This window comes from Streptomyces sp. NRRL WC-3549, from assembly GCF_000721935.1.
Lineage (GTDB): Bacteria > Actinomycetota > Actinomycetes > Streptomycetales > Streptomycetaceae > Streptomyces.
Genome location: NZ_KL585421.1, coordinates 140,574 through 148,884 on the forward strand (window position 1 = coordinate 140,574; position 8,311 = coordinate 148,884).

Genomic DNA, 8,311 nt, shown 5'->3' on the forward strand with positions numbered 1-8,311 from the left:
CGCCGACACCGGCCTGGAGCCACTCCTCCTGGAGCGCACGCCGGGCCGGACCAACGTCGTCGCGCGCATCCCGGGCACCGACCCGTCCGCCGACGCGCTGCTCGTCCACGGGCACCTCGACGTGGTGCCCGCCGAACCCGCCGACTGGAGCGTCCACCCGTTCTCCGGGGAGGTACGTGACGGAGTCGTGTGGGGGCGCGGCGCGATCGACATGAAGAACATGGACGCGATGGTCCTCGCCGTGGCCAGAGCCTGGGCCAGGGCCGGCGTACGCCCCCGCCGGGACATCGTGGTCGCCTACACCGCCGACGAGGAGGCCAGCGCCGCCGACGGGTCGGGCTTCCTCGCCGACCGGCACCCCGAGCTCTTCGAGGGCTGCACGGAGGGCATCAGCGAGTCGGGGGCCTTCACCTTCCACGCGGGCCCCGGGATGTCGCTCTACCCCATCGCGGCCGGCGAGCGGGGCACCGCCTGGCTCAAGCTGACCGCCGAGGGCAGGGCGGGCCACGGATCCAAGGTCAACAAGGACAACGCGGTCAGCGCCGTGGCCGCCGCCGTCGCCCGTATCGGGGCGTACGAGTGGCCGGTGCGGCTGACCCCGACGGTCCGCGCGGCGCTCACCGAGATCGCCGCGCTCCACCACGTGGAGGCCGACCCGGACGCGCCCGGATTCGACGTGGACGAGCTGCTGGGCAAGCTGGGCCCGGCCGCGGACCTGGTCGCACCCACCGTCCGCAACAGCAGCAACCCGACGATGCTGGAGGCCGGTTACAAGGTCAACGTCATCCCCGGCCGGGCCACCGCCCACATCGACGGGCGGATGGTGCCCGGAGGCGAGGAGGAGTTCTGCCGGACCCTCGACCGGCTGACCGGACCGGGCGTCCACTGGGAGTTCGACCACCGGGAGGTCCCCCTCCAGGCCCCGGTCGACTCCCCGACGTTCGCGAGGATGCGGGAGGCCGTCGAGCTGTTCGACCCGGGGGCGCACGCCGTCCCCTACTGCATGTCGGGCGGCACGGACGCCAAGCAGTTCTCCCGGCTGGGCATCACCGGCTACGGCTTCTCCCCGCTGAAGCTGCCCGTCGGCTTCGACTACCAGGCGCTGTTCCACGGCGTCGACGAGCGGGTCCCCGTCGACGCCCTGCACTTCGGCGTCCGGGTCCTGGACCACTTCCTGCGTACCGCCTGACCCACGAGGGGGGAACCGAGCATGGTGTCCACAGCGGCGTACGGCACATGGCCGTCACCGATCGACGCGGCCCTGGCCGCCTCGCACGACGGAAGGCCGGAGTTCGCCGACACCGTCGGCGAGGAGGTGTGGTGGACGGAACCACGCCCCGCCGAGGACGGCCGCCGCACCCTGGTCCGCCGCCGCGCCGACGGCACCACCGCGACCGTGCTGCCCGAGCCGTGGAACGTGCGCAGCCGGGTCATCGAGTACGGCGGGGTGCCCTGGGCCGGTGCGGCGCGCCCGCCCGAGGAGGGCGGCGCGCTCGTCGTCTTCGTCCACCACGCAGACCAGCGGCTGTACGCGTACGCCCCGGACGGGACCGAGCCGCCCCGGCCGCTCACCCCGGTCTCCGCCACCGGTGACGGGCTGCGCTGGGTCGACCCGCACCTGCACCCGGACCGGGGGGCGCGGGGCGAGGTCTGGTGCGTGCTGGAGGAGTTCACCGGACCGTCCCCCACCGACGTGCGCCGGGTGATCGCCGCCGTACCGCTGGACGGATCGGCCGCCGACGACCGTGGTGCCGTACGCGAACTCAGCGACGACCGGCACCGGTTCGTGACCGGGCCCGAGCTCTCCCACGACGGCCGGCGCGTCGCCTGGATCGCCTGGGACCACCCGCGGATGCCGTGGGAGGGCACGGTCGTGATGATCGCCGAGGTCACCGCCGAGGGCACCTTCACCGGGGTACGGCCGCTCGTGGGCGACATCGGCGAATCGGTCGTCCAGGTGGAGTGGGACCGGGACGGCTCGCTGGTCTTCGTCTCCGACATCAGCGGCTGGTGGGAGCTCCAGCGCATCAGGCCGGACGCCGTCGCCGGTGCGGTCGTGCCCAGCAGCCGGCTCAGCTCCGGCCGGAACGAGGAGTTCGGCGGCCCGCTGTGGAAGATCGGCCAGCGCTGGTTCCGACTGCTCGACAACGGGCTGATCGCCGTCATCCACGGCCGGGGCACCACCGCGCTCGGGCTGCTCGACCCCGAGACCGGCGAACTGGTCGACGCGGCCGGCCCCTGGACCGCGTGGTCCGCGACACTCGCCGTGCAGGACACCCGGGTCATCGGCATCGCCGCGAGCCCCCGCACCTCGCACGAGGTGGTGGAACTGGACACCGCGACCGGCCACACCCGGACCGTCGGCGCACCCCACCAGGACGCCGTCGACCCGGCCTACTACCCCGAGCCGCAGGTCCGCACCTTCACCGGACCGGGCGGCAGGGACGTCCACGCCCACGTCTACCCGCCCCGCAACCCCGAACGGACCGGCCCGGACGGTGAGCAGGCGCCCTACGTCGTCTGGGCGCACGGGGGGCCCACCGGGAGCTCCGCGCTCGTCCTCGACCTGGAGATCGCCTACTTCACCTCCCGGGGCATCGGGGTCGCCGAGGTGAACTACGGCGGCTCCACCGGCTACGGCCGGGCCTACCGCGAACGGCTGACCGGGCAGTGGGGCGTCGTCGACGTCGAGGACTGCGCGGCCGTCGCCCTCGCCCTGGCGGAGGAGGGCACCGCCGACCGCGCCCGGCTGGCGATCCGGGGAGGCAGCGCCGGAGGCTGGACCGCGGCCGCCTCCCTGACGGGCACGGACGTGTACGCCTGCGGGGCGATCAGCTACCCCATCCTCGACCTGGAGGGCTGGGCCACCGGCGAGACGCACGACTTCGAGTCGCGTTACCTCGAATCGCTCGTCGGCCCGTACGCCGAGGTGCCCGAGCGCTACCGGGAACGCTCGCCCATCAACCGCACCGACCGGCTCACCGCGCCCTTCGTGCTGCTCCAGGGGCTCGACGACCCGATCTGCCCGCCCGTGCAGTGCGAGCGCTTCCTCGCCCGGATCGAGGGCCGCGGCATCCCGCACGCCTACCTCACCTTCGCCGGGGAGAGCCACGGCTTCCGCCGCACGGGCACCCTGGTCCGGGCGTTGGAAGCCGAACTCTCGCTGTACCTCCAGACGTTCGGCATCGCACGGACCGACGTACCGGTCCTGGAGCTCACCCGGTGACGGATGCGGCCCCGGCGCTCGCGCCCCTGCTGCGCCCGGCGCGTTTGCGGCCCGGCGCGCGCGTCGCGGTCGTCGCCCCCGGCGGCCCGGTCCCCGCCGACCGTCTGGAGGCGGGACTCGACCTGCTGCGCGGCTGGGACCTCGACCCCGTGGTGGCCCCGCACGTCCTGGACACGCATCCCACGCTGAGCTACCTCGCGGGGACGGACGAACACCGCGCCCAGGACCTCCAGGAGGCCTGGTGCGACCCGTCGGTCGACGCGGTCCTGTGCGCCAGGGGCGGCTACGGCGCGCACCGCATGGCCGGCCTGCTGGACTGGGCGGCGATCCGCGCGGCCGGGCCCAAGGTGTTCGTCGGATACAGCGACATCACCGTCCTGCACGAGGCGTTCGCGCTGCGGGCCGGGTTCTCCACCCTGCACGGCCCGATGGTCGCCACCGAGGCCTTCCTCGAGGACGCGGCCACCCGGGAAGCTCTGCGCGCCACCCTCTTCGAGCCGGAGTCGGTACGCACCCTCGGCCTGGACGGGGCGGTGGCGCTGGTACCCGGCCGGGCCCGGGGCGTCACCTACGGCGGCTGTGCGAGCCTGCTCGCCGCCGACGCCGGCACTCCGGGCGCCCGCACCTCGGCCCGGGGCGGCCTGCTGGTGATCGAGGACGTCACCGAGGACCCGTACCGGCTGGACGGCGTCCTCACGCGGCTGCTGCGCACCGGGGTGCTCGACGGGGTGGCCGGGGTCGCGTGCGGGTCCTGGGAGGGCTGCGGCCCGTACCCGCAGGTGCGCGCGGTGCTCGCCGACCGGCTCGGCGGGCTCGGGATTCCGGTCGTCGAGGAGCTGGGCTTCGGGCACGGCCCGACGGCGCTGACGGTCCCGCTCGGCGTACCGGCCGTACTGGACGCGCCGGTGGACGGCGGGCGGTGCACGCTCACCGCCGAACTCCCCGCCCTGGTCTGAGGCCCCGCCGGACCGACGCGTGGGCCGAGGGACCGTCACGAGAAACCACCTGTTCGGTGCGTTGACAGTGGCGTGACGCCTGTCACACGATGGGCCCGACTGTTACTTACCGGTCGGTGGGGTGCCCTCGGCGTGGAGGTCCAAGTGTCGCGTGCTGTCCCCCGGTTCCGTCCTCTCCGCGCCCTCCTCGCCCTCCTCACCGGTGCGGCCCTCCTGGCCCCGGCCGCCCTCGTCGGCGCGGGTCCGGCGGTGGCCGCCGAATCCGGCGTCACCCCCTTGGAGTTCACCGTGCGGGCCGGGGGCCGCTCCTGCACGGTCGACGCCGACCTCTACCGTCCGGCCGGCGTCGACGCGGAGCACCCCGCCCCGGCGGTCCTGGCGACCAACGGCTTCGGCGGCAGCAAGTCCGACGGCACCACCGACGCGCTGGGCAGGGCGTTCGCCTCGCGCGGCTACGTCTCCCTCGTCTACTCGGGGCTGGGCTTCGGCGGCTCGGGGTGCCTGATCACCCTCGACGACCCGGCCGACGACGGGAAGGCGGCCTCCGCGCTCATCGACTTCCTCGCCGGGACGCGGGCCGCCGACGACGGCACGGAGGCCGACTACGTCGTGTCCGACGGCCCCGGTGACCCGCGCGTCGGCATGGTCGGAGGCTCGTACGGCGGAGCGGTCCAGCTGGCCACCGCCTCCACCGACCACCGGGTGGACGCCCTGGTGCCGCTGGTCACCTGGAACGACCTCGCCCACGCCCTCGCGCCCAACGCGGCCGGCGCCCGCCACGGCGTCTCCTCCGACACCCCCGGCGTCTTCAAATGGCAGTGGACCAACGGCTTCTACCTCATCGGCGAGGGGCAGCCGCTGCTGGTCCCGAGCCTGGACCCGTCCCGGTTCAACCGCCTCACCTGCCTGCACTTCGCCACCCGGGCGTGCGACATGATCCGGCTGCTGAACTCCGGCCGCCTCCCGGCCGGAAGCACCCGGGAGATGCTGGCGTACGCGCGCGGCGTCTCGCCCGTCTCCTACCTGGCGGGCGTCCGGGCGCCCACGCTGCTCGTCCAGGGCCAGGCCGACAGCCTGTTCAACCTAGACGAGGCCACCGCCACCTACCGGACCCTCCAGGCGCAGGGCACCGCGGCGAAGATGATCTGGCAGGCGTGGGGCCACAGCGGCGGCTTCGTCCCCGGCGAGCTGGACCTCGCCGCCGGCAACCTGGACACCAGTTACGTCGGGCAGCGGATCCTCGCCTGGTTCGACCGCTACCTCCGCCTCGACGAGAGCGCGGACACCGGGCCCGCGTTCGCCTACCACCGCGACTGGGCGAGCGGTTACGGTACGGCCGCCGCCCTGCCCGACGCCTCCCGGACGCTGTACCTCTCCGGCGACGGCGCCCTGGTGGACGACCGTTCCCAGGTCGCCCCGGGCAGCCGCCGCTACACCAACGGCCCCCTGCCCACCAGCCACTCCGAAAGCTCTCTGGCCCGGCTCATCGGGCTGTCCGACCCCGCCCCGTACGACACGAAGGGCACCTACCTCGGCTGGACCAGTGCTCCGCTCACCGCCCCGGTGGACGTCGTCGGGGCCCCGAAGGCGACCCTGAGGGTCGGCTCCCCGGCGACCGAACGCGTCCAGGACAGCGGGGACGCGGCGGACAGGCTCGTCCTCTTCGCCAAGGTGTACGACGTGGCGTCCGACGGCACCCAGAAGCTGGTGAACCGCCTGGTGGCGCCGGTACGCGTCCCCGACGTCACCCGGCCCTTCACCGTCCGGCTGCCGGGCATCGTGCACCGGTTCGGGACGGGGCACCGGCTGCGGTTCGTGATCGCCGGAAGCGACACGGCGTACTTCGGCAACCGGGGCGTGAGGCCGGTCACCGTCACCAGCACCCCCGAGGACACGGGCCTGCTGGAGCTCCCGGTGGTCGGCGGGTCCGCCCCCTGACCCCCGCCGGCGCGGCCGGTCAGCCTCCGTGGACGGTGACGGCGTACCCCTCGGGCCCGGCGAAGGTGAACGTGCGGCCGAACGGGCTGTCCGCGGGCGGGGCGAGGACGGTCACCCCCGCGGCGGCGAGCTGGTCGTGGAGCCCCTGGGCGTCGTCGGTGGCGAACCACAGGGCCACCCCGACGCCGGGCCGCGCGACGGCGTCGAGGTCCACCCCCGGCAGCGGCGGGCGTACGGCGAACGGGATCGGCTGGGTGTCGAACACCACCGCACCGGGAGGTGAGGCCGGGGCCCTGCGCAGCCCGAGGTGCTGCTCGTAGAACGTGGCTGCCGCCTCGACGTCGCGTACCTGCAGGGCGATGAAGTCGGGGCCGTGGACGGTGGCCGTCATGTCGGAACTCCTCGAAGACGTGGGATGTCAGGACTTTGACATGAGGGACGGTAGGCGGGGGAGCGGCCTATGTCAAAATGCTGACATGGAAGACCGGAAACCCGTGGCCGCGCCGCACCCCGCCCAGGATGTCACCGAGCACGTCGGATACCGCCTCAAACGCGCCCACGCCGCCCTGCGCGCCGCCATGGACGGAGCGCTGCGCGAGCACGGCCTCACCGTTCCGCAGTACTCGTGCCTCGAACTCCTCGACCTGCGCCCGGGCCTGTCCAACGCCGAACTCGCACGCGGCGCGTTCGTCACCCGGCAGTCCATGAACGTCGTCCTGCGCGGTCTCCAGGACGCCGGGCTCATCGCCCGCCCCGCCACCGCCGACCATGGCCGGGCCCGTCCCGCCCGCCTCACGGCCGAGGGGCAGCGGCGCCTCGACGCGGCGCGGTCCGCCGTCTACGCCGTCGAGGCGCGCATGATCGACGCCGTACCACGACCGCGCCTGGCCGCCCTCCTCGTCGACCTCGAGCGCATGGCCGGGGCGCTCGGAGGCTGATCCGGCCGGGGGAGCGGCCGGGGAACCGGCACGGGCCCGCAGGCCGGGAGGTGGGACCGTCCCCGTCCTGCGGGCCCGTCAGGGCTCGCGCCCGCGCGGCTCTTGCCGCGCGAGTGGCTCTCAGGCCTTGACCAGATCCTCCGTGGCGCTCGGCACCGGGATCTCGCGGTGCAGCCGCTCGCCCTCGATGTCGAGGTCGGGCAGTGCGCGGTCGACCGGGCGCGGCAGCCACCAGGCCGCCCGTCCCAGCAGGTGCATGACCGCCGGTACGAGGGTCATCCGCACCACGAACGCGTCGACGAGCACGCCGACCGCCAGGGCGAACCCGATGGACTTGATGATCGGGTCCTCCATGAGGACGAACCCGCCGAAGACGGCCGTCATGATCACCGCCGCGGCGGTGACCACCCGTGCGTTGTGGCCGACCCCGCTGACGACGGCCTCCCGGGCGTCGGAGCCGTGGACGAAGTCCTCGCGCATCCGGGAGACGAGGAAGACCTCGTAGTCCATGGCCAGCCCGAAGAGGATGCCGATCAGCAGGATGGGAAGGAAGCTGACCAGCGGCCCGGGTGTGTCGAGGCCGACGAGGTCCGCGAGGTGGCCCTCCTGGAAGATGGCCACCGTGATACCGAACGTCGCCCCCACGGTCAGCAGGAAGCCGAGGGCCGCCTTGACCGGTACCAGCACCGAGCGGAAGACGAGCATCAGCAGCAGGACGGACAGCCCGACCACCAGCAGGAGGTAGACCGGCAGGGCGTCACCGAGCTTCTCGGAGACGTCGATGCCGACCGCGGTGGCACCCGTCAGCGCGATCGTGGCGCCGTCCACCCCCGCCACCCGCTCGCGGATGGTGTGGACGGTGTCCTCGGTGGCGGCCGCGGTGGGGCCCGTCTTCGGGATCACGGCCAGCAGGGCGGTGGTCCCCGCCTCGTTCAGCTGCGGCGGGGCGACCGCCAGCACCCCGTCGGTGCCGGTGATGAGCGCGGCGGCCTCCTTGGCGGCCAGGGCGGTCGCCTCCGCGGTCTCACCGGACACCACGGCGACCAGGCGGCCGTTGAAGCCCTCCCCGAAGCCCTCCGTGGTCAGGTCGTAGGCCTCGCGGTTCGGGGACCCGACGGCCTCCGTACCCGCGTCGGGCAGCGCCAGCCGCATGTCCTGCACCGGCAGGGCCAGCGCTCCCAGGCCGACGACACCGAGGACGAGGACGGGGACGCGCAGCCGGGCCACGATCCGGCCTGTCTCTTATACACATC

Annotated in this window: 6 protein-coding genes and 1 pseudogene; 5 read left to right on the forward strand and 2 right to left on the reverse strand. The window is 74.0% G+C overall.

The window, feature by feature from the left end; translation table 11 throughout:
* The 4 genes from IH13_RS38400 to IH13_RS0126030 form a co-directional block, all read left to right on the forward strand.
* A partial coding sequence (locus IH13_RS38400; RefSeq protein ID WP_031088379.1) for a M20/M25/M40 family metallo-hydrolase occupies positions 1 to 1,189 on the forward strand: 1,189 nt, incomplete at its 5' end.
* A 21-nt stretch (positions 1,190 to 1,210) separates the two neighbouring features.
* Positions 1,211 to 3,226 (forward strand): S9 family peptidase, encoded by a 2,016-nt coding sequence (locus IH13_RS0126020; protein ID WP_031088380.1) that lies wholly within the window; start codon positions 1,211 to 1,213, stop codon positions 3,224 to 3,226.
* A complete protein-coding gene (locus IH13_RS0126025; RefSeq protein ID WP_031088381.1) occupies positions 3,223 to 4,182 on the forward strand; it encodes a S66 peptidase family protein in 960 nt (319 codons plus the stop codon). Before IH13_RS0126020 ends, IH13_RS0126025 begins: the two co-directional genes overlap by 4 nt.
* Before the next feature lie 144 nt (positions 4,183 to 4,326).
* Complete coding sequence (locus tag IH13_RS0126030; RefSeq protein ID WP_031088382.1) at positions 4,327 to 6,120, forward strand: CocE/NonD family hydrolase; 1,794 nt, start codon at positions 4,327 to 4,329, stop codon at positions 6,118 to 6,120.
* 19 nt (positions 6,121 to 6,139) lie between these two features.
* Here the strand turns inward: IH13_RS0126030 and IH13_RS0126035 are convergent, their stop codons facing one another.
* Positions 6,140 to 6,511, reverse strand: coding sequence for a VOC family protein (locus IH13_RS0126035; protein WP_031088383.1), 372 nt, complete (start codon positions 6,509 to 6,511; stop codon positions 6,140 to 6,142).
* Between the two features lie 85 nt (positions 6,512 to 6,596).
* Between IH13_RS0126035 and IH13_RS0126040 the strand changes: the two genes are divergently transcribed.
* Positions 6,597 to 7,058 (forward strand): MarR family winged helix-turn-helix transcriptional regulator, encoded by a 462-nt coding sequence (locus IH13_RS0126040; RefSeq protein WP_031088384.1) that lies wholly within the window; start codon positions 6,597 to 6,599, stop codon positions 7,056 to 7,058.
* Positions 7,059 to 7,178: 120 nt separating this feature from the next.
* Here IH13_RS0126040 and IH13_RS0126045 read toward each other — a convergent pair.
* A pseudogene (locus tag IH13_RS0126045) lies at positions 7,179 to 8,297 on the reverse strand (MMPL family transporter); the annotation flags it as partial.
* Between the last annotated feature and the right edge of the window lie 14 nt (positions 8,298 to 8,311).